Source organism: Streptomyces sp. NBC_00510 (genome assembly GCA_036013505.1).
In the GTDB taxonomy this organism is placed as follows: domain Bacteria; phylum Actinomycetota; class Actinomycetes; order Streptomycetales; family Streptomycetaceae; genus Actinacidiphila.
The window spans coordinates 7,028,959-7,053,729 of the sequence record CP107851.1 but is presented as its reverse complement, the minus strand read 5'-3'; the positions used below and the strand labels follow the sequence as shown (position 1 = coordinate 7,053,729).

Genomic DNA, 24,771 nt, shown 5'->3' with positions numbered 1-24,771 from the left:
GCCGCTCAGTCGTCCCAGCCGTCGCCGGGCACCGGGTCTCCGCCGGCGTCGCCCGGGGGGAAGGCGGGGGTGTCCGGCCCGGGTGTCACGGGGACGGAGGCGGACGGCGAGGCGGTGGCCGTGGGGGTGCGCGCGGACGTGGGCCGCGGGGAGGCGCTCGCCGTCGCGGTGGCGCCGGTGCCGCCGGGGCCGGCGGAGGGGGTCGCCGAGGCCGTGGCGCGGCGCCCGGTGGCGGAGGGGGTGACCTCCGCGGCCGCGACGACGGTGGGCGCGGCGGCGGGGCCCCGGGCCGCCGGGGCGGGGGCGTGAACGGCGGCAGGGGCGCTCGCGACGCGTTCCGCGGTACCCCCGGTTCTTCCACCCGCCTCGGCCTGCGCCGACGCGCCCTCGGGGACGTCGGCGCCCGGAATCAGGGTCTGGGGCGCGAAAGGGGTGCCTCCCGCGAAAGCCACCCCCAGCAGCACGGCATATCCCGCGCAGGCGATCCCGACGGCCAGTCCGGCGCGCCGGATAATGCGCGCCCGGCGGCCCGACGCATCGACGAATACGGGCCCTTCCTCCGTGGACCGCCCACGGGGACACGCCCGTCGGGAGAGGGAATGCATGGGCAGAATGCTAGCAGTAATTTCTCTCCATGAATTCCGCGGATTCACTTCCGCATTAATCCCACAAATAACCCGAGGCCTTCATTCACTCAATTCAAGGAAAGCGTGATCCGAAATTCCCGGGGCAGATAGTCTCTCCGTCATGAAGAGCCGCACGGCACAGCTGATCACCGGACTCGTGGCAGTCGCCGTCGCCGCCACGACCGCCTCCCTCCTCACCGGCACCGAGCCCGCCGGCTCCCCGGCGCGCCACGCGCCCGAGGGGAGGGAACCGGTGGCCGAGGTGGCCTTCACCCCCTACGTGGACGCCTCGCGTTCCACCGCGTACGACATGGCGGACGCCGCCCGCAGGACCGGGGCCGACGGTTTCACCCTCGGGTTCGTGACCGCTCGCGGTGACTGCGCCCCGACCTGGGACGGGCGCGACGGCATCGCCCACGGCGACCTGGCGGGCCGGATCGCCGCGCTGCGGGCCGCCGGCCGCGACGTGCGGGTCTCGTTCGGCGGCGCCGACGGCACGGAACTCGCCGGCGCCTGCGACGACGTGGACGAACTCGCCTCCGCCTACGCCGATGTGATCGGGCGTTACCGGCTGACCGGGGTCGACTTCGACGTCGAGGGCGACGACCTCGTGGACACCGCCGCCGGCACCCGCCGGGCGCGCGCCGTCGCCCGCCTCCAGCGGGAGGCCGAGCGGGAAGGCCGGACGCTGTCGGTCTCCTTCACGCTGCCCGTGATGCCGTCCGGGCTGACCCCCGAGGCCTGCGCGCTGCTCGCGGACGCCCGGCGCCAAGGGGTACGCGTCGACGCGGTCAACATCATGGCGATGGACTACGGGGAGACGTACACCGGCGACATGGGCCGGTACGCGATCCAGGCGGCCACCGCGGCGCAGCGGCAGCTCAAGGCTCTGCTGGGCCTGCCGGACGCCGCGGCGTGGCGGACCCTCTCGGTGACCCCGATGATCGGGGTGAACGACATCCAGGGCGAGGTGTTCACCCTGCGGGACGCGGCCGCACTGGCCGCCTTCGCCCGTGAAAAGGGGCTGGGCGGCCTGTCCATGTGGTCGGCAGACCGGGACCGGCCCTGCGAGGACGACACCAAGGGGACGGCCCCGGCCCGGTGCAGCGGGGTCGACCAGCCGTCACTGGCGTTCGCGCGGGCGCTCGCGGACGCGTGAGGGCCGGGCGGCGTGCGAGGAGCGGGCCGCCCGCGAGGAACGGCGGCCGCGGGCGGGCGCGGGCTCGGGCTCTGACTCGGGGTCGAAGTCGCCGACAGGCGGGTCCAGCGCCACCACGACCCCCGCGAGGAAGAGGAAGACGACCGGCCCGATCAGCACCGGGGCGAGGAACGCGGCCGGTCCCGCCCCGCTCGATCCCTCCCGCGCGCCGCTGTGCAGATGCACCGTCAACGCGGCCATGCCGATGTAGTGCATGGCGGTGACGGCGAAGCCCAGGACGAGGCTGGCGAGCACGCCGGCGTACAGGCGCCGGACGGAGACCGCCGACCACAGGGCGACGGTGGCGGCCAGGACGGCGACGCCGACCGACAGCACCACCGTGGACTGCGTGTACTCCAGGTCGCCGCGCAGCCGCATGCCCCGCATGCCCATGTAGTGCATGGCGGCGATGCCGAGTCCCGTGACGCAGCCTCCGGCCAGTACGGCGGGGAGCGTGCGGCCCACGAAGCCGACGAGGAACACCCCGAGAGCGACGACCACGACGGCGACCAGCAGGCTCTCGAAGGTGACGAGCGTGTCGTAGGTGATCCGCACCTCGCCGACGGTGAAGCCCATCATGGCGATGAAGTGCATGGTCCAGATGCCGGAGCCGATGGCCGCGGAACCCAGCGCGAGCCAGCCGGCCCGTCGCGAGGGGTGCATGGCCAGGGCCCGGGTCGTGCAGCGCAGCCCGAGGGCGGCGCCTAAGCAGGCCATCAGGAAACCCGCGAGAGGGGTCGCCCATCCGTAGGTGAAGCCATTGACCGTTCCGTACGTGCCGCTCACGGCACCCTCCCCTTGCCGCCCCGGTCCCCCGCTTCCTTCCGTCCCCCGTGCTGACACACGCTAGGCTCGCCCGCCCGCCCCGCGCGGCCGCCTCATGGCGACTTCATCGCGCGGACACCCGTACGTCACATCGCCCCGGGCAGTGCCGTGATGCGGTCCAGCGGGCCGTACGGTCCGGCCGCGAGCGCGGTGCGCAGGGCGGCGACGACCTCGGCGGGGCTGCGGGTGAGCGCGGCGGGCGCGACCCGCAGCACACGCAGACCCAGCGACTCCAGCCGGCCGCGCCCGGTCCCCGGGCCGAGGTCCAGGACGAGGCCGTAGCGCACCCAGTACGCGTCGGGCGAGCCCAGGAAGGCGCCGTCGAGCTGGAGCGTGGGACGCCACAGCGGCTGCCGGAGTCCCGACCGGGCCACCAGGGCGCGGGCCATGGGCTCGGCGGAGGCGGCACGCGGGCCGGGATCCATGGCGTCGAGCAGGGCGGCCACGGCGGGGCGCCGGGCGAGTACCGTGCCACCCAGTTCCGCGGCGAGCACGGGGGCGGGCACGCCGAGCGCTATGACCAGTTCGCGGACCACTTCCAGGGCCCACTCGGGGTCGATGGACTCCCGTACGCCGTCGGCCGCCGCCCGGGCCACCGGCGCCACGGGCACACCGGCCAGGGTGTCGGGCACGGGGAGCCCGCGGCCGTGGTGGACCCGTACCCAGGTGTGGGTGCGGATGCGGCGCTCGCTCGGGACGAGCACGTCCACCACCGGGAGCCCGCAGGGCGGCGCGGCCACGGCGACGCCGTGCAGGGCGAGCCCCGCCACGCCGGTGATCATGGCCGGGACCTGCGGGTACCCGGCGAAGGCCAGGGCCGCCCTGGACCGCTGCGCGGCGGTGAGCGGACCGGGCTGGAGGACGACCACCCGGGGCAGCGGCCGCTGCCACCGGCCGCCGGGGCGGCACCACTCCCGCAGCCTGCTCTCCGGCACGCCCACCGCGGCGAGCTGGGCGACGGTGGCGACCCGGTCCTGTTCACGGGCGAGCCGGCGGACGGCCGGGGTGAAGTCGTTTCGCGTCATGCGCGCCCCATCCCCCCTCATAACCGGTCGACTACCGCTTGTGACAGACCTGTCGAGAACGGCCACCCTCCCGGGTGGCGGGGCGTGCGGCCGGTTGCCGTGGCCGTCCCGGACCCCGGTGGGAACCCCGGCGCGACCCCGGCCGGGACCGGCTGTCAGTGCCCCGTCCTACGCTGGGGACCGTGACGCAACCACAGACCCCTTCCGCCGAGGTCGCCTGGTCGGTGCTGGAGGTACCGGTCGGGCCGCTGCTGCTCGCCGCAACCGGGCAGGGCCTGGTCCACGTCGCCTTCCGGACCGGGGAGGAGGAGGCGCCCGCCGTGCTGGAGCGGATCTGCTCCCGGCTGGGTGCCGCGCCCGCGCGCAGGCCCGGTCCCGCGAGCGCCGCGGGGGCCCGGCTGGACGAGGCGATACGCCAGGTGGAGGCGTACTTCGCCGGGACGCGCCACACCTTCGACCTCGACCTCGACTGGTCTTTGACGACCGGCTTCAACCGCCGTGTGCTGCGCGAGCTGTCGGCCGGCGTCCCGTTCGGCAGTGTGGTCGGTTACCAGGACCTCGCCAAGCGGGTCGGTGAGCCGGGCGCCGCCCGGGCCGTCGGGGTGGCCATGGGCGCCAACCCGCTGCCCGTCGTCGTCCCGTGCCACCGGGTCCTGGAGAGCGACGGGGGCATCGGCGGCTTCGGCGGGGGCCTGCGCATGCTCGACATCAAGCGCTCGTTGCTGGCCCTGGAGGGCGTCCTGCCGGAGCCGCTGTTCTGAGGGTTCCTCAACACACCGCCGTGCGGGACGGCAGGTCACACCGGCGGGGGTCGGGGAGGGGTGGAGAAATGGACGAATCGACTTTCCGCGTCACCGAGGGCGCGCCGGACTCGCCTGTGCTCCTCCACGTCCCGCACAGCGCCCGCGCCGTGCCCGGGCACGTCCGTGAGCGCATCCTCCTGGACGACGCCGGACTGGCGGCCGAGCTCGACCACATGACGGACTCGCACACCGACCTGATCGCGGCGCGCGCCGCCGGACGGACGGGGGCCTGGCAGTTCACCAACCGGCTGTCGCGGCTGGTCGTCGACCCCGAGCGGTTCCCGGACGAGCGGGAGGAGATGCGCGCCGTCGGCATGGGCGCCGTCTACACCCGCACCTCGCACGGGGCGCCGTTGCGCGAGCACGACCCCCGGCACGAACGGGCCCTGCTGGAGGCCTACTTCGAGCCGTACGCGGCCGCCATGACGGCGGCCGTACAGGACCGGCTGGAGGCCACGGGGCGGGCGGTCGTCATCGACGTGCACTCCTACCCCGGCGCGCGACTCCCCTACGAGCTGCACGGCGACGGGCCCCGCCCCGCCGTCTGCCTGGGCACCGACGCCTTCCACACCCCGGCCTGGCTGCTGGACGCCGCCCGCGATGCCTTCGCGCCGTGCGGGGAGGTCGGTGTCGACTCGCCGTTCGCCGGCACCTATGTGCCGTTGAAGCACTACGGCGAGGTCCGCGAGGTCTCGGCGCTGATGGTCGAGATCCGCAGGGACGGGTACATGAGCGAGCCCGGTGGTGCCCCCGGCGAGGGACTGGACCGGCTCGGTGACGCGCTGGCCGCCCTCGTCGCCGCCGTGGGCACGGGTGGCGGAACCGGCGGTGGCAGCGGAACCGGCGGCCTCAGGTGACGCGGAAGCCGGTGAACTCCACCAGGCCGTGGTCGCCCGTGCCGCCGTTCCCCGCGGTCATGAAGAGCCCCACGTCCTGGGTCCGGGCCGCCGCCGGGACGGTCACGGTCGCGACCTTCCGCCACGTCGTCCCGTCGTCGGTGCTGCACTCCCCCGTGTACGCACGGCCGCTGCGGCGCAGCCTCAGCAGCACCGGGGCCCGCACGCCGGCGAGCCGCCGGTAGCGGTTCAGCAGGCCGTCGCCGTCGGAGTCGTACGACAGCGTCACCCCGTGCCCGGGGCTCACCGCCAGGTTCAGGAAGCCCGGGGCGTCCGGGTCGTCGAGGTCGTCGCGGACGACGATGCCGGCCCGCGCCCATGCGGCGGTCTCGGCCTGGCTGTCGACCCGGGTGGTGACCGTCCCGCCGTCCCGCAGCGCGCCGGGCCGCAGGACCGCCGCGAACTCGGCGGTGCCCTTCCACAGGTCGCGCCCGGCGCCGTCGATGGCGAAGCGGTCGCCGAGCTGTCCGAACACGGCTCCGGTGCCGTTGACGGTCCGGTACGCACGGTCCAGCGGACCCGCGACGTACAGGTCCCCCGCGGCGACCGCGGGCACCCGCGCGCCGCCCGGCACCGGCTCGTACGCGGCCCGCGCCTCGTACCGCAGCGGCGACAGCGGCCGTTTGGGGCGCGCCTCGGGCGCGGTGACGTGCCAGGTCGCACGGCCGGTGCCGCCGGCCGCCACGCGCGGCAGCGACAGCGCCCCGCGCGGTGCGGCCCGCACCCCGTCCGTGGTCAGGGAGAAGCCGACCGTGCCGGTGGGGGCGAGCCCGTTGGTGTTGGCGAACTCCGCGGTGACCAGGGCCCGGCCGCCCGGCACCAGCGTCACCGGGTCCGCGGTCACGGTCAGCGTGCCCTGGTAGGGGGCCGCGGCAAGGATCTCGTAGGCCCGCCGGGCGAGCGTGTGCGCGTCGCCGGTGGGCCGGGTGGGGTAGCGCCCGGCGCGCTTCGTCCAGGGCTCCTCGGCGCGGTACCAGTCGACGGCCCGCGGTGTGCGGCGGGTGGTGAGGGCCGCCGCACACTCGTCCAGGAAGGTCCGCCAGCGCGGCAGGTAGAAGTCCGCGACCAGCCCGTTCCAGTCACGGTTGGCGTACTCGTGCAGCGACACCGACGTCGCGCGCCCGCCCCAGGTGGTGGTCAGCACCCGGGCGGTGCGCTCGAGTTTGGCGCGCTGCGCGTCCGCCCCGCCCCAGGCCCGGGCCTCCGCGAGCCAGGGGCCGAGCAGGAAGGCCCGGTGGCCGCCCGCGACCTCGTCGGCCAGTCGCATCAGCCGCAGCCACAGCTCGGACAGTTGGCGGAAGACCGCCGCGTCGCCGCGCGCGAACGCGCCGCGCAGTTGCGGCAGGAGCTGCCGGCTGCGGTTGGCGACGGCCTGCCGGGCGACGTCGGTCAGGTCGTAGCGGTAGGCGTCGCTGCCGCGTGCCCCGGCGGACACCGCCAGCAGCGCGGCGAACGCCGCGTCGAAGGCGGCGGGATCGTAGGTGAGGGCGTTCGGCGCGTACACGCTGCTGGAGTCGGCGGTCAGCGAGGGACGGGCCGTGAAGAGGCTGTCGTGGGCGTCGGCGCGCTCCAGAGCGTCGTGCCGGTAGGCGGTGCGGCGCAGCGCCTGCCAGGCGACGCGTGCCTGGCCGTCCTCGGTGCCGTAACGGGTCCGCGCGTAGGTGTCGAACCAGGTCGGCAGGTCCACCCGCTGCTCGTGCCAGGGCAGTTCGCAGAACAGCTCGAAGGCGGCCGGGTCGCGCTCGGCGGCCTCCGGGAGGTAGCAGGTGCCGGCCAGGGCGCTGCCGGGCTTGTCCCGCCAGCTGAAGAAGCGGTCCGCCCACACGTGGGTCTTGGCGCCGATCGTCGTCCGGCCGCCGAAGTTGGGGATGGAGCCGAAGGCGTACGGGGTGCCCGCCCAGTCCCGCTCGCGGTCGGTGACCGAGGCGAACCGGTCGGAGACGCCGTCCACGACGAGCATCCGCTCCTTGTCGACCGCTTCCAGCAGGTCGGCCCGCGGGTTCTTCTCCCAGCCGAGGATCACCCAGGTGGCGCGGGGGTGCGCCGCGCGCAGCGCCGCCTGGACGCCGCGGGCGGCCGCGGCCACGGGGACCCCGCCCGCGGTACCGCCCTCGTGGAGCAGGTCCATCTTGAAGTACGCGGCCTCGCCGAACAGCTGTTTCTGGTGGCGGTAGAAGGAGGCGGCCACCGCGGCGAAGGCGCCGGTGCGCGGGTCGAGCCAGTCCGGACGGGCGAAGCCGTGCCAGGTCCCCTGCGGGACGACGCGCGCCCCGGCGTTGCGACGGGCGAAGCCGTCCGGGACGGTGCCGAAGTAGCCCGGCAGCACGGGTGCCATGCCCAACTCCCGCAGCCGCGCGGTGATCCTGCGGCCCAGCGCCGCGCGGGCGTCGACGATGCCCGCGGTCAACGGGCCGCCGTACCCAGAGAGGTTCTGCAGCAGCCACCACGGCTGGTGGGACGGGGCCGGCAGCCAGGCCAGGGCCTCCTGGCCGGAGTAGCCGAACTCGCGCAGCACGCGCCGGTACACGGCCTCCGCACCGGCCACCACCAGCACCTCGTTGCAGCCGTGCAGTGCCAGGACGTCGATGAAGCGCTCCCAGTGCGACCAGTCGGCGTAGGGGGCGGTGTAACCGTCGTTGGTGTCGTTGAGGACGAAGCGGTGCGGCACCGTGGCGCGGCGGGCGATGCCGCCCGGGGGCGGCGCCGGGAGCGTCGCGGGCAGGGCGTCCAGGCTGTCGCCCACCCAGGAGACGCCCACGCCGCACACGTGCTTGAGGTACCAGCGCACGCCGCACAGCAGTGTGGCCGGGGACGTGCCAGCCACCTCGATACGGCCCCGCGCACCCGCGATCCGGAAGCGGTCGGATCGTTCACCGTCCTTGCCGCCGTTCCCCCGGCCTTGCGCGACCAGCCGGAACTGCCCCGCGTGCCGTGGCAGCAGCCGGCCCAGCGCGGCGCGTGCGGGAGCGGTGTCGAAGGCGGCGGCCGTGGTCGCGCCCGCCGCCCCCGTCGCGAACACCGCGCCCGTCGCGGTCGCGGCGGCGGAACCCAGCAGCATCCGCCTGGTCACTCGAGTCACGGCCGGCTCCCGACAGTTGAGGCTGCGTCAGAATGCGTGCCCCGGAACGGTAACGGGAGTGACGATACGGATCAATGTGACGCGAGGGGTGTTCGCCGTAAAAGCGGACGAACTACCCACCCTGGCTCACGCCGGGTCGGGGAAGCGGGCCGCCTGCAGGTAGTCGGGCTTGGGGTCGAGCGCCGCTGCCAGCCGGAAGTGCCGCAGCGCCTCTCCGGAGCGGCCGGAACGCTCCAGGGTGCGGCCGAGGGCGAAGTGCGCGTACGCGTTGTCCGGCTCGCGCTCCAGGACGACCTGGAACTCCAGCTCGGCCGGGCGCAGCTGCGCGGACAGGAAGAAGGCCCGCGCGCGCAGCAGCCGCGCGGCGGTGTTCTCCGGGTGGGCGGCGATGACCGAGTCCAGCAGCTTCACCGCCCCACGGGCGTCGCGGGCCGCCAGCAGCTGCTCGGCCGCACGGAAGTCGATGACGTGGTTCTCGGGGCTCTGCTCGGGCACAGCCGCCTCCTTCCCCGGGCACTCGGCACCACACAACTACCCAACATCACCATTCGCATATGCATTCCCCGGCGGAACAGCCCGGCGGTCGCTCACGCCTCCTCGTCGGCCGGGCGCCGTTCCGCCGGCACCGCGGGCCCGGCCGGGCCCTTCGGCGCCTCCAGGGCCGCCGGCGCCGCGCCGTCGACCTGGGCGACGGGTCGCGCCGGCTCCACAGCCGCGGCGGGGTCGGGTGCCGGGGCAGGAACAGGGGCCGGTTCGGCGGCCGGGCGTTCGCTTCCGGCCGCCCGCTCGAAGAAGCGCAGCATCTCCACCGGGAACGGCATGACCAGCGTCGAGTTCTTCTCCGCGGCCACCTCCACGACCGTCTGCAGCAGGCGCAGCTGCATCGCCGCCGGCGTGCCGTCCATCGCGGCCGCGGCCTGCGCGAGCTTCTGCGAGGCCTGCAGTTCGCCGTCGGCGGTGATGATGCGCGCCCGGCGCTCGCGGTCGGCCTCGGCCTGCCGCGCCATCGACCGCTTCATCGACTCCGGCAGTGCCACGTCCTTGATCTCCACGCGGTCGATGTGGATGCCCCACTCGACGGCAGGCGTGGCCAGCATCAGCTCCAGGCCCTCGTTCATCGCCTCGCGCCCCGACAGCAGGTCGTCCAGCTCGCTCTTGCCGATCACCGAGCGCAGCGAGGTCTGGGCCACCTGCAACATCGCGAATTGGTAGTTCTGCACGTCCACCGTGGCCTTGATCGGGTCGATGACCCGGAAGTACAGCACGGCGTCCACCCGGACCGAGACGTTGTCGCGGGTGATGCCCTCCTGCGAGGGCACCGGCATGGTCACCACCTGCATGTTGACCTTGGTCATCCGGTCCGCCAGCGGCACCAGCAGACGCGGTCCGGGCTGCTTGGCGTGCGGCCGCACCCGCCCGAAGCGGTAGACCACACCCCGCTCGTACTGCTTGATCACCCGGAAACTGCTCTTGAGACCACCCAGTCCCAGCACCACGACGGCGATCCCGATCGCTGCCGACACGGCTTCCATCCCAGCCCCCTCTGTCCGCGGTGGAGCGACGCTACTGCTCCACAGACGTCCGCGGAGAGGATTCCGGATCAGCTCTTGACGATCTTTTGACGCAACTGCTCCCACACCTGCCGGACCTGGGGCTCCAGCGCCTCCAGCGGCCCGTCGTTGTCGATCACGACGTCGGCGACCGCCAGCCGCTGTTCCCGGGTGGCCTGGGCCGCCATCCGGGCCCGGGCGTCCTCCTCGGCCATGCCGCGCAGCCGCACCAGCCGGTCCAGCTGGGTCTCCGGTGCGGCGTCCACCACCACGACCAGGTCGTACAGCGGTGCCAGGGCGTTCTCCGCCAGCAGCGGCACGTCGTGCACGACGACCGCGTCCGGGCCGGCCGCCTGCTCCAGCGCCGCCGAACGGTCCCGGACCAGGGGGTGGACGATGGCGTTCAGCGCCCGCAGCCGCTCGGGGTCGGAGAAGACGATCGCGCCCAGCTTCGGCCGGTCCAGGGCGCCGCCGGCGGCCAGCACCCCCTCGCCGAACTCGGCGACCACCGCCGCCAGCCCGGGTGTGCCCGGCTCCACCACCTCGCGCGCGATCCGGTCGGCGTCGACCAGCACCGCCCCGTACGAGGCCAGCAGCCGCGACACCTCGCTCTTGCCCGCCCCGATCCCGCCCGTCAACCCCACTTTGACCATGGCGCGAGACTACCGGTGCCCCCGCGCACCCACGATCCGGGTCAGGAGCCGTCGTCCTCGCGGTCGGCCAGGAAGCGCTCGAACTCCGCCGCCAGGTCGTCCGCCGACGGCAGCTCGACCGGCTCGGCGATCAGGTTCTGCCGGCTGCCGCCGCCCGCCAGCGCGTCGTACTGGTTCTCCAGACCCTGCACCACCGCGACCAGCTCCGCGTCGCCGTCGGCGACCTGCCGGTCGATCTCGGCACGCACCGTGTGCGCCTCCATCCGCAGCGCGTGCGCCACCTGCGGAAGCACCAGTCCGGTGGCGGCCGTCAGCGTCTCCACCACCGTCAGCGCGGAGTCCGGGTAACCCGAACGCGCCAGGTAGTGGGGCACGTGGGTGGCCAGGCCCAGCACATCACGGCCCGCCTCCGCCAGCCGGAACTCGACCAGCGACTCCGCGCTGCCCGGCACCTGCGCCTCGTCGAACCAGCTGCGGTGCCCCGGCACCAGGTCCAGCCGGTTGCCGTGCGGCGTCAGCCCCACCGGGCGGGTGTGCGGCACGCCCATGGGGATGCCGTGGAAGTTGATCGCCAGCCGTACCCCCAGCCGCTCCACGACCTGCACCACCGCGGCGGCGAAACGCTCCCACTCGATGTCCGGCTCCTGGCCCGACAGCAGCAGGAAGGGGCTGCCCGTACTGTCACGGACCAGCCGCAACGCGATCTCCGGCGCGTCGTACGCCGTCCAGCGGTCCCGCTTGAAGGTCATCAACGGACGGCGCGCGCGGTAGTCCACCAGGCGGTCCGCGTCGAAACGCGCCACCACCTGGTGCTCCTGCCGCTCCAGCAGCTCCTCGACGACCTGCGCGCCGGTCTCCCCGGCGTCGATGTACCCGTCGAAGTGGTACAGCAGCACGGGTCCGGTCTCACCGAACGCCTCGTCGACCGCCTCTGCCCCGCCCGGCTCGTATGCGTACAGCCCCTGCGGATCCAGCACTGCGCACCCTTCCTTCGGTCTTCGTCAACTCTGAGTGCAACGGACCGCACAGCCCGCGCATTCCCACCCGGACCCGGCAACGCGGAAGGACCCGCCCTCCAGGGGAGAGCGGGTCCTTCCGTGGTGCATGGGCGATACGCCCTGCGATCAGCTCTGGCCGCCGGCCAGCTTCTCGCGGAGCGCGGCCAGCGCCTCGTCCGACGCGAGCGCGCCGGACTGGTCGCCGGACTCCGAGGAGTACGAGCCACCGGTCGGGCCGGCCGGAGCCGCCTCGCCGGCCGCGGCCGCAGCCTCGGCGTCGGCCTCGCGGGACTTGATGACCTGGGCCTGGTGCTGCTCGAAGCGGGACTGCGCCTCGGCGTACTGGTGCTCCCACGCCTCGCGCTGGGTCTCGTAGCCCTCGAGCCAGTCGTTGGCCTCGGGGTCGAAGCCCTCGGGGTAGATGTAGTTGCCCTGGTCGTCGTAGGACGCGGCCATGCCGTACAGGGTCGGGTCGAACTCGACCGAGGCCGGGTCGGCACCGAAGGACTCGTTGGCCTGCTTCAGCGAGAGGCTGATGCGACGGCGCTCGAGGTCGATGTCGATGACCTTGACGAAGATCTCGTCGTTGACCTGGACGACCTGCTCCGGGATCTCCACGTGGCGCTCGGCCAGCTCGGAGATGTGGACCAGACCCTCGATGCCCTCGTCCACGCGGACGAACGCACCGAACGGCACCAGCTTCGTGACCTTGCCCGGCACGACCTGGCCGATCTGGTGGGTGCGGGCGAACTGCTGCCACGGGTCTTCCTGGGTCGCCTTCAGCGACAGGGAGACACGCTCGCGGTCCATGTCGACGTCCAGGACCTCGACCGTGACCTCCTGGCCGACCTCGACGACCTCGGAGGGGTGGTCGATGTGCTTCCAGGACAGCTCCGACACGTGCACCAGGCCGTCCACGCCACCCAGGTCCACGAAGGCACCGAAGTTGACGATGGAGGAGACGACGCCGGAGCGCACCTGACCCTTCTGGAGGGTGGTGAGGAAGGTCTGACGGACCTCGCTCTGGGTCTGCTCCAGCCAGGCACGGCGGGACAGGACCACGTTGTTGCGGTTCTTGTCCAGCTCGATGATCTTGGCCTCGAGCTCCTTGCCGACGTACGGCTGGAGGTCGCGGACACGGCGCATCTCGACCAGCGAGGCGGGGAGGAAGCCACGGAGGCCGATGTCGAGGATGAGACCACCCTTGACGACCTCGATGACGGTACCGGTGACGATCCCGTCCTCTTCCTTGATCTTCTCGATCGTGCCCCAGGCACGCTCGTACTGAGCGCGCTTCTTGGACAGGATCAGGCGGCCCTCCTTGTCCTCCTTCTGGAGGACCAGGGCCTCGATCTCGTCGCCCACGGCGACGACCTCGTTGGGGTCGACGTCGTGCTTGATCGAAAGCTCGCGCGAGGGGATGACACCCTCGGTCTTGTAACCGATGTCGAGCAGGACCTCGTCCCGGTCGACCTTCACGATGACGCCGTCGACGATGTCGCCGTCGTTGAAGTACTTGATCGTCTCGTCGATCGCGGCGAGGAAGGCTTCCTCGGAACCGATGTCGTTGACCGCCACCTGCGGGGTGGTACGAGGGGCCTGGGCCTCGGTGCTGCTCGTCATTAGGAAAAGGGCTCCGGTACGGACATGAAGTCGTAGGTACTGCTACGCCGTAAGCCCGTTTCGCTCCTGCCGATTCCGGACAGCCCAGAGGCCGAGAGGTTTACAACAGATGTGAGCGCAGCCTGCTCCGTCCGAGGCGCGCAGGCTCGCAGCGCAACTTGTAGCATACGGGGGCAGCCGGGCACGGTCAATGCACGAAGAGCGCACCACGGGCGTAACACCCCGTACCGGGCACTGGCACATAGACGTGTTGCGGCGGCACCGCAGCCACAGGTCACCACAGAGGGTACGACGAGCAGCGCAATGATCCAAGCACCGGCCCCCCGGCCCGTCCCCGAAGAACCCGAGGCCACGCGCCGTGTCGCAGGCGCCACGGAGAGCAGCCGAGCCAACCGCGGATGGTGGGACCGCAACGCCGACGAGTACCAGAACGACCACGGAGAGTTCCTCGGCGACGGAGATTTCGTCTGGGGCCCGGAAGGAGCAACCGAGGACGAGCTCCACCTCCTCGGACCCGCCGCCGGACTGAAGGGCGCGTCCGTCCTGGAGATCGGCGCCGGCGCCGCCCAGTGCTCCCGCTGGCTCGCCGCGCACGGCGCCCGGCCCGTCGCCCTCGACCTCTCCCACCGCCAGCTCCAGCACGCCCGCCGCATCGACGACGAGCGCGCCGCCCGCTCCCCCGCCCCTCCCGTCACCGCGTTCCCCCTCGTCCAGGCCGACGCCGGCGCCCTCCCCTTCGCCGACGCCTCCTTCGACCACGCCTGCTCCGCCTACGGCGCCCTCCCCTTCATCGCCGACACCGCCCACGTCATGCGCGAGGTCCGGCGCGTCCTGCGCCCCGGCGGCCGCTGGGTCTTCTCCGTCACCCACCCCATCCGCTGGGCCTTCCCCGACGAACCCGGCCCCGACGGACTCACCGCCTCCGCCTCCTACTTCGACCGCACCCCCTACGTCGAACAGGACGAGAGCGGACACGCCGTCTACGTCGAACACCACCGCACCCTCGGCGACCGCGTCCGCGAACTCGCCGCCGCCGGCTTCCACCTCGTCGACCTCGTCGAACCCGAATGGCCCGCCTGGAACACCGCCGAATGGGGCGGCTGGTCCCCGCTGCGCGGCAGGATCATCCCCGGCACCGCGATCTTCGTCTGCGTCGCCCCGTGACCCCCCGCCCCGCGGGCCTGCGCGAGGACGCCCTCGCCGCCCTCCCGGTGCGCACCGCCCTGCCCGCCCTCCACGACGCCCTCGACAGCCACGGCTGCGCCGTCCTCGCCGCCCCGCCCGGCACCGGCAAGACCACCCTCGTCCCGCTCGCCCTCGCCGGGCTCCTCGACGACGGCCGCCCCGCACGGACCGTCGTCGTCGCCGAACCACGCCGCATGGCCGCCAAGGCCGCCGCCCGCCGCATGGCCTGGCTCCTCGGCGAGGAGACCGGCGGCCGCGTCGGACACACCGTGCGCGGCGACCGCAAGGTCTCCCCCGGCACCGTCGTCGAGGTCGTCACCACCGGCGTCCTCCTCCAGCGGCTCCAGCGCGACCAGGAACTCCCCGGCACCACCACCGTCCTCCTCGACGAGTGCCACGAACGCCACCTCGACGCCGACACCGCCATGGCCTTCCTCCTCGACGTGCGCGCCGCCCTCCGCCCCGACCTGCGCATCGTCGCCGCCTCCGCCACCACCGACGCCGACGCCTGGTCCCGGCTGCTCGGCGACGCACCCGTCGTCCACGCCGAAGGCCGCCTCCACCCCGTCACCGTCACCCACGCACCCCCGCCGCACGGCATCCGGCCGCCGCACGGCATGCGCGTCGACCCCGCCTTCCTCGACCACGTCGCCGCCACCGTCCGCACCGCGCTGCGCACCAGCGACGGCGACGTCCTGTGCTTCCTCCCCGGCACCGGCGAGATCGCCCGCGTCGCCGGGATGCTCGGCGACGCCGGCGCCGACGTCCTCCAACTCCACGGCCAGGCACCCGCCGCCGTCCAGGACGCCGTGCTCCGCGGCGGCGACGGCACCCGGCGCCGCGTCGTGCTCTCCACCTCCGTCGCCGAATCCAGCCTCACCGTCCCCGGCGTACGCGTCGTCGTCGACTCCGGCCTCGCCCGCGAACCCCGCACCGACCACGCCCGCGGACTCGGCTCCCTCACCACCGTCCGCGCCTCCCTCGCCACCGCCGCCCAGCGCGCCGGACGCGCCGGACGCGAAGCCCCCGGCACCGCCTACCGCTGCTGGAACGAGGCCGAGGACACCGCCCGGCCCCGCTTCCCCTCCCCCGAGATCGCCATCGCCGACCTCACCCCCTTCGCCCTCCAGGCCGCCGCGTGGGGCGACCCCGACGCCTCCGGGCTCGCCCTCCTCGACCCGCCCCCGCCCGGCGCCCTCGCCGCCGCCCACGACGTCCTCACCGCCATCGGAGCCCTCCGCCACGACGGCCGCACCACCGACCGCGGCGACCGCATGGCCCGCATCGGCCTCCACCCCCGCCTCGCCCGCGCCCTCCTCGACGGCGCCCCCCGCACCGGCACCCGCCGCGCCGCCGACATCGTCGCCCTCCTGTCCGAACAGCCACCGCGCGAGCGCGGCGACGACCTCGCCGCCGCCTGGCGCACCACCCGCCGCGCCCACGACGCCCACGCCGACCGCTGGCGCCGCGAGGCCCGCCGCCTCGCCGCCGCGGCCCCCGACCACCCCGCCACCGCGCTCACCGACGACACCGCCGCCGGCCTCCTCACCGCACTCGCCTTCCCCGAGCGCGTCGCCCGCCGCCGCGCGGGCACGGGCAGCGGCAGCGGCACGGGGACCGGCTACCTGATGGCCTCCGGCACCGCCGCCGACCTCGCCGACGGCACCCGCCTCGGCACCCCCCAGTGGCTCGCCGTCGCCGTCGCCGACCGCCCCGCCGGCTCCCCCGCCGCCCGCGTACGCCTCGCCGCCGTCATCGACGAGGACACCGCCCGCACCGCCGCCGCGCCCCTGCTCACCGGGACCGACGAGGTCACCTGGGCCGACGGCGACGTCACCGCCCACCACGCCGCCCGCCTCGGCGCGATCACCCTCACCACCCGGCCCCTGACCGACCCCGACCCCGCACAGCTGCGCACCGCGCTCCTCGACGGCCTCCGCCGCGAAGGACCCCGCCTGCTGAAGTGGACCCGCGACGCCGACACCCTGCGCCGGCGCCTGGCCTTCCTCCACCGCGAGATCGGCGCCCCCTGGCCCGACGTCTCCGACGAGGCCCTGCTCTCCCACGCGGACGACTGGCTCGCCCCCGAACTCGCCACCGCCCGCCGCCGCGCCGACCTCGCCCGCGTCGACGCCGCCACCGCCCTGGGCCGCCTCCTGCCCTGGGCCACCGGCGACGCCGCCCGCCTCGACGAACTCGCCCCGGAACGCCTGGAGATCCCCTCCGGCTCCAAGGTCCGCGTCTCCTACGACGAGGACCGCCCCGTCCTCGCCGCCAAACTCCAGGAACTCTTCGGCTGGACCGCCACCCCCCGCATCGCCGGCGGCCGCGTCCCCCTCCTCGTCCACCTGCTCTCCCCCGCGGGACGCCCCGCCGCCGTCACCGCCGACCTCGCCTCCTTCTGGCGCGACGGCTACCGCGCGGTGCGCGCGGAACTCCGCGGCCGCTACCCCAAGCACCCCTGGCCCGAGGACCCCACCACGGCGGTCGCCACCCGGCACACCAACGCCCGCCTCAATGCTTCGGGCCGACGAACCGGTCCATGAGCGTGACGGCCTCCCGGCGGGCGACGGAGATGTTGCAGGCGTTGGCCTGCCTCCAGGCGACGCCGAGGGCGTCGAGCGTGTCGGTGCACAGGCGCCGGATGTCGTCGGACCTGTTGGTGAAGAAGTAGCGCGGGTACGCGTAGCTCCTGGTACCGCCAGCCACGGTCCGGGTGGTCCGGTTGACGACGCGGCTCCCGTCGGAATGGATGAGCCCGCGCAGGAAGTCCCAGGGCCGTTCGTCGACGACGGCCTGCTGCCAGGGCTCCAGCGCGATGCGGCGCTCGTGCTTCCTGCCGGGTCCGTGCTGGGGGAAGAGGCAGGGCCAGTGGTCGCTGTAGGACGTGACCATGGTGCAGCCCTGGGTGTGGACGCGGCACACGGAGTTCCCGGGCCGGACGGCCCTCATGGCCTGCTCGCACGCGTCGATCAGTCCGGGCCAGGCGTCGCCGCAGGCGATGCGCAGGGCGTGGCCGCCGTGCGGCTGGGGGCTGATGCAGCCGTCGCCGAGGTAGAGACCGAGCAGGTAGGCGTAGGCGGGGCCGGATGCCCGGCCGGTGCAGCCGGTGCCGCTTCGCCTGGGTTCGATGCGGGTGCGCCAGTCGCGGATGGCGGAACGGGACACGCCGGTCATCCGGCTCACGGAGTTGAGGCTCCGGCCTTCGGTGAGGAGCGCGAGGGCCCGACGACGGGTTTCCAGGTCGTACATGTGAACTACTTTGGCGTGATTCCCGCCACGCGTGACCGGAAATCCCGTGCCGCTCACTCGACTCAGTGAAGATCACCCTGAGTGATAAACGCCTTGAATTTGAAGGTGGAGTACCCCGGGTGGGATTCGAACCCACGCTATATGGTGTTTGAGACCATTGCCTCTACCGCTGGGCTACCGGGGCTTCCTTTGAAGTGAAGGCTAGCGTATACCCTCCGTGTCCTAAACATACCGGAGATAGGTAGGCTCTTGGGGCAGCACCTGCCCTGGAACGAGGAGTCCCGTGAGCGCCGCCGAGCCCGTTGACGAGCAGTCGCACGTACCGCCGCTGACCACCCGTGTGGTGATCGCCGAGGACGAGGCTCTGATCAGGCTCGACCTGAAAGAGATGCTCGAGGAGGAGGGCTACTCCGTCGTCGGTGAGGCGGGTGACGGCGAGACGGCCGTGAAGCTCGCCGAGGAGCTGCGGCCGGACCTGGTGATCCTGGACGTGAAGATGCCCGTGCTGGACGGGATCTCGGCCGCGGAGCGGATCGCCAAGGAGAAGATCGCGCCGGTGCTGATGCTGACCGCCTTCTCGCAGCGCGAGCTGGTGGAGCGGGCCCGGGACGCGGGCGCCATGGCGTACCTGGTCAAGCCCTTCAGCAAGAGCGACGTCGTCCCGGCGATCGAGATGGCCGTGTCGCGGTTCACGGAGCTGCGGGCGCTGGAGGCGGAGGTCGCGGACCTGAGCCTGCGGCTGGAGACGCGGAAGCTGGTGGACCGGGCGAAGAGCGTCCTGCAGACGAAGTACGGGCTGACGGAGCCGGCCGCGTTCCGGTGGATCCAGAAGACGTCGATGGACCGTCGCATGACGATGCAGGCGGTGGCGCAGGCCGTGCTGGACGAGGTGGACGGCGCCGCCAAGTAGCGTCGGCCGCGAACCGGGTCAGGCCGCGCGGTCGGGCCAGTCGCGCTGTGGCAGGGGGATGTCCGCCGTGGGCATCCCTTTGTCGTTGGTGACGGCGAGGTGGTCGACGGCGGTGTCGCGGGGGATGTCGAACCACAGGTCGTACGTGGCGCTGTCGTGGGCGCCGATGTCGATCGTGAGGGGCTGGCGCTTGATCTGCATGGCCTCCCAGTCCATGGTGTGCCGGCTGCCGTCGGTGAGGACGAGCCGGTGGAGGTCGTTGTCGAGGCGCGCGCTGACGGAGTCGTCGACGGTGACGGTGACGCGGATGCGGCACAGGCGGCCTTTGGCGGGGTGTTCGGCGTGGGTGCCGATGATGACGGCGATGCCGCAACGCAGGGCGAGGGCGCGGAATTCGAGGTTCCCCGCGTGGACGGCCGGTGCGTCGAGGGGGATTTCGAGCTGACGGAGGGGTTGGCCGGTCCGGGGTGGGGAAGGGGTGGGCCATATCGCGGCGGCGGCGAGGGCCGCTACCGTGGCTCCGGCGAGCGCTGCGGCCAGGGCCGTCAGGGCGGGCCGGCGGGCCAACCGCCGCACAAGGCCACCAAATCGGACCTTTGCTTCCATCTCTCCCCCACGGGTCGTCCGGTTACCGGTAAGGACCGTTCTGTTTCCGGCACATGACCGAGGTCACCGTCCGATCACATATCTTCCGACGGCCTATCTGAGTGCCTGATCAGCGGATTACATTCCCGCCAACCCGCGTGGAGTTCACGCGGTCGCAATCCGGAGGGCCTACGGCCCGCCGACTCGTAATCTCATTGAGCGGCTCCAGGGGGTCGTAGTGCTCAACAAGAAGCTCGTCAAGCTTGCCATCCCGGTGGCAGTTGGCGCTCTCGCGCTCACCGCATGCGGTGGCGACAAGGACGACAGCAGCAGTGGCGGCGGCAAGCCGACGTTCTCCATCGGCTTCCAGGGTCCGCTGTCGGGTGACAACAGCGCGCTGGGCATCAACGAGGACAACGGTCTGAAGCTGGCCGTGGAAGAGGCCAACAAGAAGGGCGACCTGCCCTTCACGCTGAAGGTCGTGGACGGCGACGACCAGGGCCTGCCGGACCAGTCGCCCGCTGCGGCCCAGAAGCTGATCGGTGACACCAGCGTCGTCGCCGTCGTCGGCCCCGCGTTCTCCGGCCCGACGAAGGCCGCGGGCGGTCTGTACGCCCAGGCGCAGCTCGCCGCGGTGACGCCGTCGGCGACCAACCCGGACCTGACGAACCAGGGCTTCTCCTCGTTCCTGCGCGGTGCGCCGAACGACAACGAGCAGGGTGCCGGCATGGCCGAGTACCTCTCGAAGCACGAGAAGGCCAAGAAGGTCTTCGTCATCGACGACAAGAGCGAGTACGGCGTCGGTCTGGCGAAGGTCGCGATCGACAGCCTGAAGGCCGCGGGCGTCACGGTGGAGACGGACTCCGTCCCGGCGAAGACCCCGGACTACACCGCCGCCGCGACGAAGGTCGTCAACTCCAAGGCCGACGCGCTCATCTACGCGGGTTACTACGCGGACCTGGCTCCGTTCGCCAAGAAGCTGGCCGACGGCGGCTTCAAGGGCATCGGCGTCTCGGGTGACGGCTCCAACGACGCGAAGTTCGTCGAGCTGGCCGGCGCCGCGTCCGAGAAGTGGTTCCTGACCTGCCCGTGCACCGACGCCACGAAGAACGAGAGCACCAAGGCGTTCACCGAGGCGTACACCGCGAAGTTCAACACGCCTCCGGGCACCTACTCGGCCGAGTCGTACGACATCGCGAACCTGATCATCTCCGAGATGAAGAAGCTCGGTAAGGACGTCACGCGCGACAAGCTGCTGGCGGCTCTGAAGGGCGTCAACTACAAGGGCCTGACCAAGGAGTTCGCCTTCGACGACAAGGGTGAGCTGAAGACCAAGAACGTGTACCTGTACCAGGTCGCCGACGGCAAGATCGGCTACCTGGGTGACGTGGCCACCCTCAGCGCCAGCTGACCCGGCAACTGACACCTGAGGTGGGGGGCGTGGGGCGCGGCACGGATTCCGGCCGCCGCCCCGCGCTCCCCATCGCTGTGTCGGACGCGTTTTCGCCGCCCTTCACCGGCTTCAGCAAGGATTCCCACGCACGATGAATCTCTTCCACAACTTCTGGGACTACTTCATCCCAGGCTTGACGACGGGTTCCATGTACGCCGTCATAGCGATCGGGTACACCCTGGTCTACGGCGTGCTCCAGCTCATCAACTTCGCGCACAGCGAGGTCTTCATGATGGGCGGCTTCGGTTCGCTCGTCGTGCTCTCCGAGCTCGCCCCGCAGTCCCCGCACGGGTTCAACTCCGTCGTGTGGGTGATCGTCGGCATGATCGCCGGCGCCCTGGTCGGAGCGCTGACCGCGTTCGGGCTGGAGAAGGCGGCGTACAAGCCGCTGCGCAAGCGCAACGCCCCCAAGCTGGTCTTCCTGATCAGCGCCATCGGCGCGTCGTTCTTCCTGTACAACCTGGCGGGCAAGCTGTGGGGCCGCAACCCCGTGCCGATGCCGGAGCTGTACACCAACGGTGAGGTCTTCAGCGTCTTCGGCACCCCGGTGAAGATCACGCAGCTGATCATCATCGGTTCCGCGGTCGCGATGATGATCGGTCTGGACATGGTGGTCAACCGCACGAAGATGGGTGCGGGCATCCGGGCCGTGGCGCAGGACGCCGAGACGGCGGGTCTGATGGGTGTCGACATCGACAAGATCATCTCTCGTACGTTCATCATCGGCGGTCTGCTGGGTGGCGCGGCCGGCTTCCTGTACGGCTTCGGCATCTCCGGCCAGGTCTGGTTCACGGTGGGCTTCCTGCCGGGCATCAAGGCCTTCGCGGCGGCGGTGCTGGGCGGTATCGGCAACATCCGTGGTGCGATGCTGGGCGGTCTGCTGCTGGGCATCGTCGAGAACCTGAGCTCCCCGCTCTTCGGCACCCAGTGGATCGACGTGACCGCGTTCGTGATCCTGATCCTGGTGCTGATGTTCCGTCCGACGGGCATCATGGGCGAGCGTCTGGGGAGGTCGGCATGAGCAACGCGACCGCTGCCAAGTCCTTCTCGGTGGACGTGGCGAAACTGCGCCGCAAGGCCTGGTACCAGCAGCCCCGCTGGACGCGGCTGCTCGGCATGCTGGTGCTGGGCTTCATCCTGGCGCTGATGACGGGCGAGGACGGCAACCCGGCGGAGAGGCTGTCGGCGTTCACCGGCGCCTTCCAGTCGGCGCGGCTGTGGATCTGCCTGGCCATCATGGTGGGCGTGTGGGCGCTGGTGGAGTTCGGCGCTCCGGTGCGCGACGCGGCCCGGCAGGGTGCGCAGGGTGTCGGCAAGTCGCTGGAGCCGACGCGGGCGATGTTCCGGTCCAACGGCTGGCTGCGGCTGGGCGGACTGGTGGTCGTCCTGGTGCTGGCGATCGTCATCCCGGCCAACACCAGCCTGTTCTGGCAGGAGGTCCTCGTCACGCAGATGGGGATCTTCATGATCATCGCGGTCGGTCTGAACGTGGTGGTCGGCTGGGCCGGTCTGCTGGACCTGGGCTTCATCGCCTTCTACGCGATCGGCGCGTACTCCTGCGCCTTCTGGACCGGCCACATGCCGGTGAAGCCGCCGTTCACGGTGGGCGCGCTGGAGTCGATCCCGTTCGCCATCGTCACCTGTCTGATCGCCGGTGTGCTGCTGGGCGCCCCGACGCTGCGGCTGCGCGGTGACTACCTCGCGATCGTGACGCTGGGCTTCCACGAGATCGTGTACCTGGTCGCGAAGAACTCGGACGGTTTCACGAACGGTTCGCGCGGTGTCATCGGCATCCCGCACCCGTCGATCCACATCGGTCCGATCAACTACGACTGGACGCTGGACCCGCTCCCGTACTGGTACCTGCTGCTGTTCTTCCTGGTGGTGCTGATCTTCCTGTACAACCGCCTGGAGCACTCGCGGATCGGCCGCACCTGGACGGCGATCCGGGAGGACGAGGTGGCCGCCTCCGCGACGGGCATCAACACCGTCCGGTACAAGCTGCTGGCGTTCGCGATCGGCGCGTCGACCTCGGGTCTGGCGGGCGTCGTCTACTCCAGCAAGGTCGGCTTCATCAACCCGGAGAACTTCACCATCGTGCTGTCGGTGCTCGCGCTGGCGTACGTGGTGTTCGGCGGCATGGGCTCCATCGCGGGCGTGCTGTTCGGTGCCGCGCTGCTGGTGTGGCTGCCGAACGCGCTGCGTGACCTGGTGCCGGAGCAGGACCGCTTCATCTACCTGGGTGCGCTGCTCGTCATCATGATGATCTTCCGTCCGCAGGGTGTGATCCCCTCCCGCCGCAGGCAGCGTGAGCTGCACATGGCGGAGGCGGGCATCGGTGACGCCGATGCGATGACCGAGCCGACGGGAGGCGTGAAGTCGTGAACGCGGTGGAGGAAGCGGGCGTGCAGCCCGCGCAGACCGGCGATGCGGTGCTGCAGGCCCGTGGCGTGACGCTGCGGTTCGGCGGTCTCACCAGCCTGTCGGACGTCAACCTGACGATGCGGCGGGGCGAGATCCTCGCGGTGATCGGCCCGAACGGCGCGGGCAAGACCTCGCTGTTCAACTCCCTGACGGGCGTGTACGTCCCGCAGGAGGGCACGATCACCTTCCACGCGGAGGGCGGTTCCGAGCACAAGCTGCTCGGCGCCAAGCCGTACCTGGTGAACCGTTACGGTGTCGCCCGGACCTACCAGAACATCCGGCTCTTCAGTGCCCTGACGGCGCTGGAGAACGTCAAGATCGCGGCGGAGTCGCGGCAGAAGTCGGGAGCGATCTCGATCATGCTGGGCCTGCCGTGGGCGCGCCGGGACGAGAAGGCCAGCGACGAGCGGGCGCAGGAGCTGCTGTCGTACGTGGGCCTGTCGGGCAAGCACAACGAGCTGGCCGCCAGCCTCTCCTACGGTGACCAGCGGCGTCTGGAGATCGCGCGGGCGCTGGCGACCGACCCGAAGGTGCTGCTGCTGGACGAGCCGGCGGCCGGTACGAACCCGACGGAGAAGCTGGAGCTGGAGCAGCTGATCCGCCGGATCAACCAGGACCTGGGCGTCAGCGTGCTGCTGATCGAGCACGACATGAAGCTCGTGATGTCGGTCGCGGACCGCGTCATGGTGCTGAACTTCGGCAAGGTGATCGCCGAGGGTCTGCCCGAGGAGGTGCAGCGCGATCCCGCGGTGATCGAGGCGTACCTGGGTTCTGCCGACGAGGAGGCCGTGGAGGCCGTCGCGGAGATGGTGGAGATCGTCGAGTCGCACCACACGGCCGACGCACCGGAAGTCCCCGCACCGCGTGAGTCCGAGGAGGAGGGCCGATGACCGAGGCCGCCAACTTCGAGAAGGCGACGGACGGTTCCGTCGCCCAGGCCCCGGCGATGCTGGAGCTGGTCGACCTGCAGGTGTTCTACGGTGCGATCCAGGCGCTCAAGGGCATCAACGTGACGGTCCGGCAGGGTGAGGTCGTGGCGCTGCTCGGCGCGAACGGCGCCGGCAAGACGACCACCCTGCGCACGATCTCCGGTCTGCTGCAGCCCCGCCACGGCGAGGTGCGCCTCGGCGGTGAGCGGATCGACGGCGTTCCCTCGCACAAGGTCGTGGAGCTCGGCATCGGCCAGTCGCCGGAGGGCCGCCGCGTCTTCCCGGTGATGACGGTGCTGGAGAACCTGGAGATGGGCGCGTACCGGTTCAAGGGCGTCTCCAAGGACGACCTGGACCGTGTGCTGACGCTCTTCCCGCGCCTGGCGGAGCGGCGTACGCAGCTGGCGGGCACCCTGTCCGGCGGTGAGCAGCAGATGCTGGCCATCGGCCGGGCCCTGATGGGCCGCCCGAACCTGCTGCTGCTCGACGAGCCGTCGATGGGCCTGGCGCCGCTGATCGTCCAGCAGATCTTCGAGATCATCAAGGAGATCAACGACCAGGGCACCACGGTGCTGCTGGTGGAGCAGAACGCCTCGCAGGCGCTGCAGCTGGCCGACCGCGGCTACGTGCTGGAGACGGGCGCGATCGTCATGGAGGACGACGCCTCTGCCCTGCTGTCCGACCCGCGCGTGCGTGCGGCGTACCTCGGTGAGGGCGCGGCGTAGCGTCCGGCGTCGTACGGCGTGCCATACGGCGA

The 24,771-nt window shown here is 72.1% G+C and carries 22 protein-coding genes and 1 tRNA gene; 11 read left to right on the top strand and 12 right to left on the bottom strand.

What is annotated here, in order from left to right; translation table 11 throughout:
* Positions 1–5: 5 nt before the first annotated feature.
* The gene (locus OG937_31815) at positions 6–464 is read right to left on the bottom strand and encodes a hypothetical protein (protein WUD75956.1); all 459 of its coding nucleotides are present in this window, start codon (positions 462–464) and stop codon (positions 6–8) included.
* 283 nt (positions 465–747) lie between these two features.
* Between OG937_31815 and OG937_31810 the strand changes: the two genes are divergently transcribed.
* Positions 748–1,785, top strand: a complete 1,038-nt coding sequence (locus OG937_31810) for a chitinase (GenBank protein ID WUD75955.1) — start codon at positions 748–750, stop codon at positions 1,783–1,785.
* On the opposite strand, the gene OG937_31805 is transcribed toward OG937_31810, so the two are convergent.
* Positions 1,750–2,541: a hypothetical protein gene (locus OG937_31805; protein ID WUD78954.1), complete on the bottom strand. Its 792-nt coding sequence runs from the start codon at positions 2,539–2,541 to the stop codon at positions 1,750–1,752. The genes OG937_31810 and OG937_31805 overlap by 36 nt on opposite strands.
* A 194-nt stretch (positions 2,542–2,735) precedes the next feature.
* Positions 2,736–3,674, bottom strand: coding sequence for a hypothetical protein (locus tag OG937_31800; protein WUD75954.1), 939 nt, complete (start codon positions 3,672–3,674; stop codon positions 2,736–2,738).
* A 182-nt stretch (positions 3,675–3,856) separates the two neighbouring features.
* Between OG937_31800 and OG937_31795 the strand changes: the two genes are divergently transcribed.
* Both OG937_31795 and OG937_31790 read left to right on the top strand, forming a co-directional pair.
* On the top strand, positions 3,857–4,435 hold the full coding sequence (locus tag OG937_31795) for a methylated-DNA--[protein]-cysteine S-methyltransferase (GenBank protein ID WUD75953.1): 579 nt from the start codon (positions 3,857–3,859) through the stop codon (positions 4,433–4,435).
* Positions 4,436–4,503: 68 nt separating this feature from the next.
* Positions 4,504–5,334, top strand: a complete 831-nt coding sequence (locus OG937_31790) for an N-formylglutamate amidohydrolase (protein WUD75952.1) — start codon at positions 4,504–4,506, stop codon at positions 5,332–5,334.
* Here OG937_31790 and OG937_31785 read toward each other — a convergent pair.
* The 6 genes from OG937_31785 to rpsA all read right to left on the bottom strand — a co-directional run bounded on the left by OG937_31785 (position 5,327) and on the right by rpsA (position 13,276).
* Positions 5,327–8,431: an alpha-N-acetylglucosaminidase gene (locus OG937_31785; protein ID WUD78953.1), complete on the bottom strand. Its 3,105-nt coding sequence runs from the start codon at positions 8,429–8,431 to the stop codon at positions 5,327–5,329. The genes OG937_31790 and OG937_31785 overlap by 8 nt on opposite strands.
* A 147-nt stretch (positions 8,432–8,578) precedes the next feature.
* On the bottom strand, positions 8,579–8,947 hold the full coding sequence (locus OG937_31780; protein ID WUD75951.1) for a tetratricopeptide repeat protein: 369 nt from the start codon (positions 8,945–8,947) through the stop codon (positions 8,579–8,581).
* A 92-nt stretch (positions 8,948–9,039) separates the two neighbouring features.
* Positions 9,040–9,975, bottom strand: coding sequence for a slipin family protein (locus tag OG937_31775; GenBank protein ID WUD75950.1), 936 nt, complete (start codon positions 9,973–9,975; stop codon positions 9,040–9,042).
* Between the two features lie 77 nt (positions 9,976–10,052).
* A complete protein-coding gene (coaE, locus tag OG937_31770; GenBank protein WUD75949.1) occupies positions 10,053–10,655 on the bottom strand; it encodes a dephospho-CoA kinase in 603 nt (200 codons plus the stop codon).
* Positions 10,656–10,696: 41 nt separating this feature from the next.
* Positions 10,697–11,632: a PAC2 family protein gene (locus OG937_31765; protein WUD75948.1), complete on the bottom strand. Its 936-nt coding sequence runs from the start codon at positions 11,630–11,632 to the stop codon at positions 10,697–10,699.
* Between the two features lie 147 nt (positions 11,633–11,779).
* Positions 11,780–13,276, bottom strand: coding sequence for a 30S ribosomal protein S1 (gene rpsA, locus OG937_31760; GenBank protein WUD75947.1), 1,497 nt, complete (start codon positions 13,274–13,276; stop codon positions 11,780–11,782).
* A 303-nt stretch (positions 13,277–13,579) separates the two neighbouring features.
* Between rpsA and OG937_31755 the strand changes: the two genes are divergently transcribed.
* On the top strand, positions 13,580–14,440 hold the full coding sequence (locus tag OG937_31755; GenBank protein WUD75946.1) for a methyltransferase domain-containing protein: 861 nt from the start codon (positions 13,580–13,582) through the stop codon (positions 14,438–14,440).
* The gene (gene hrpB / locus OG937_31750) at positions 14,344–17,007 is read left to right on the top strand and encodes an ATP-dependent helicase HrpB (protein ID WUD75945.1); all 2,664 of its coding nucleotides are present in this window, start codon (positions 14,344–14,346) and stop codon (positions 17,005–17,007) included. The genes OG937_31755 and hrpB overlap by 97 nt, the downstream gene beginning before the upstream one ends.
* On the opposite strand, the gene OG937_31745 is transcribed toward hrpB, so the two are convergent.
* Together OG937_31745 and OG937_31740 are read right to left on the bottom strand one after the other, a co-directional pair.
* A complete protein-coding gene (locus OG937_31745) occupies positions 16,976–17,713 on the bottom strand; it encodes a hypothetical protein (GenBank protein WUD75944.1) in 738 nt (245 codons plus the stop codon). The two genes, hrpB and OG937_31745, sit on opposite strands and share 32 nt — an antisense overlap.
* Before the next feature lie 111 nt (positions 17,714–17,824).
* Positions 17,825–17,897, bottom strand: a tRNA-Leu gene (locus OG937_31740).
* Between the two features lie 99 nt (positions 17,898–17,996).
* Here OG937_31740 and OG937_31735 point away from each other — a divergent pair.
* Positions 17,997–18,623 carry a response regulator gene (locus tag OG937_31735; protein WUD75943.1) on the top strand — a complete coding sequence of 209 codons (627 nt, stop codon included), beginning with the start codon at positions 17,997–17,999 and terminating at the stop codon, positions 18,621–18,623.
* Between the two features lie 18 nt (positions 18,624–18,641).
* Here the strand turns inward: OG937_31735 and OG937_31730 are convergent, their stop codons facing one another.
* Entirely contained in the window at positions 18,642–19,199 is a 558-nt protein-coding gene (locus OG937_31730; protein ID WUD75942.1) for a DUF4352 domain-containing protein, read from the bottom strand.
* Between the two features lie 247 nt (positions 19,200–19,446).
* Here OG937_31730 and OG937_31725 point away from each other — a divergent pair, with 247 nt between their 5' ends.
* The 5 genes from OG937_31725 (at position 19,447) to OG937_31705 (ending at position 24,739) form a co-directional block, all read left to right on the top strand.
* Positions 19,447–20,619, top strand: coding sequence for a branched-chain amino acid ABC transporter substrate-binding protein (locus OG937_31725; protein WUD75941.1), 1,173 nt, complete (start codon positions 19,447–19,449; stop codon positions 20,617–20,619).
* 133 nt (positions 20,620–20,752) lie between these two features.
* A complete protein-coding gene (locus tag OG937_31720) occupies positions 20,753–21,682 on the top strand; it encodes a branched-chain amino acid ABC transporter permease (protein ID WUD75940.1) in 930 nt (309 codons plus the stop codon).
* On the top strand, positions 21,679–23,046 hold the full coding sequence (locus OG937_31715; GenBank protein ID WUD75939.1) for a branched-chain amino acid ABC transporter permease: 1,368 nt from the start codon (positions 21,679–21,681) through the stop codon (positions 23,044–23,046). Before OG937_31720 ends, OG937_31715 begins: the two co-directional genes overlap by 4 nt.
* Positions 23,043–23,975 (top strand): ABC transporter ATP-binding protein, encoded by a 933-nt coding sequence (locus OG937_31710; protein ID WUD75938.1) that lies wholly within the window; start codon positions 23,043–23,045, stop codon positions 23,973–23,975. Before OG937_31715 ends, OG937_31710 begins: the two co-directional genes overlap by 4 nt.
* Positions 23,972–24,739, top strand: a complete 768-nt coding sequence (locus OG937_31705) for an ABC transporter ATP-binding protein (protein ID WUD75937.1) — start codon at positions 23,972–23,974, stop codon at positions 24,737–24,739. Before OG937_31710 ends, OG937_31705 begins: the two co-directional genes overlap by 4 nt.
* The last annotated feature ends 32 nt before the right edge of the window (positions 24,740–24,771 follow it).

Excerpts from the sequence above, each read along its gene's own strand:
- OG937_31810 (WUD75955.1), top strand. The coding sequence starts at position 748 with ATGAAGAGCCGCACGGCACAGCTGATCACCGGACTCGTGGCAGTCGCC.
- OG937_31805 (WUD78954.1), bottom strand. The coding sequence starts at position 2,541 with ATGGCCTGCTTAGGCGCCGCCCTCGGGCTGCGCTGCACGACCCGGGCC.
- OG937_31800 (WUD75954.1), bottom strand. The coding sequence starts at position 3,674 with ATGACGCGAAACGACTTCACCCCGGCCGTCCGCCGGCTCGCCCGTGAA.
- OG937_31790 (WUD75952.1), top strand. The coding sequence starts at position 4,504 with ATGGACGAATCGACTTTCCGCGTCACCGAGGGCGCGCCGGACTCGCCT.
- OG937_31785 (WUD78953.1), bottom strand. The coding sequence starts at position 8,431 with ATGCTGCTGGGTTCCGCCGCCGCGACCGCGACGGGCGCGGTGTTCGCG.
- coaE (WUD75949.1), bottom strand. The coding sequence starts at position 10,655 with ATGGTCAAAGTGGGGTTGACGGGCGGGATCGGGGCGGGCAAGAGCGAG.
- rpsA (WUD75947.1), bottom strand. The coding sequence starts at position 13,276 with ATGACGAGCAGCACCGAGGCCCAGGCCCCTCGTACCACCCCGCAGGTG.
- OG937_31755 (WUD75946.1), top strand. The coding sequence starts at position 13,580 with ATGATCCAAGCACCGGCCCCCCGGCCCGTCCCCGAAGAACCCGAGGCC.
- hrpB (WUD75945.1), top strand. The coding sequence starts at position 14,344 with ATGGCCCGCCTGGAACACCGCCGAATGGGGCGGCTGGTCCCCGCTGCG.
- OG937_31745 (WUD75944.1), bottom strand. The coding sequence starts at position 17,713 with ATGTACGACCTGGAAACCCGTCGTCGGGCCCTCGCGCTCCTCACCGAA.
- OG937_31720 (WUD75940.1), top strand. The coding sequence starts at position 20,753 with ATGAATCTCTTCCACAACTTCTGGGACTACTTCATCCCAGGCTTGACG.
- OG937_31715 (WUD75939.1), top strand. The coding sequence starts at position 21,679 with ATGAGCAACGCGACCGCTGCCAAGTCCTTCTCGGTGGACGTGGCGAAA.
- OG937_31705 (WUD75937.1), top strand. The coding sequence starts at position 23,972 with ATGACCGAGGCCGCCAACTTCGAGAAGGCGACGGACGGTTCCGTCGCC.